This window comes from Pseudomonas sp. P135 (genome assembly GCF_020312125.1).
In the GTDB taxonomy this organism is placed as follows: Bacteria; Pseudomonadota; Gammaproteobacteria; order Pseudomonadales; family Pseudomonadaceae; genus Aquipseudomonas; species Aquipseudomonas fragariae.
In genome coordinates this window covers 1-322 of the sequence record NZ_JAGPYR010000068.1, presented here as the reverse complement: position 1 = coordinate 322, position 322 = coordinate 1, and the positions used below count along the sequence as shown (strand labels likewise).

General features: G+C 57.1%; 1 protein-coding gene. It reads left to right on the top strand.

The window, feature by feature from the left end; genetic code table 11:
• On the top strand, positions 1–322 hold a 322-nt coding region (locus tag KBY08_RS26975; RefSeq protein WP_225651329.1), incomplete at both ends, for an IS3 family transposase.

Here is a 322-nt window from a genome sequence, read left to right as displayed (position 1 = left end):
TCCGATGTGCGCCCTTCTGACGCTGGCGGGCCTGGCGCGCAGCACGTTTTACTATCAGGCTCAGGTGCAATCCAGACCCGATCCAGATGCAGCTCTGAAGCAGGAGATAGAGCGTGTTTATCACGAGGAGAGAGGTCTTTATGGGGCTCGGCGTATCACGGCGGTCATTCGCAACTCAGGCACGTTGGTCAACAAGAAGGTTGTGGAGCGCTTGATGGCTGAACTGGGCCTCAGATCAGTTGTGCGACCCAAGAAGTACCGCTCCTATAAGGGCACCGTCGGGAAAATTGCGCCGAATTTGCTGGAGCGCAAGTTCACGGCG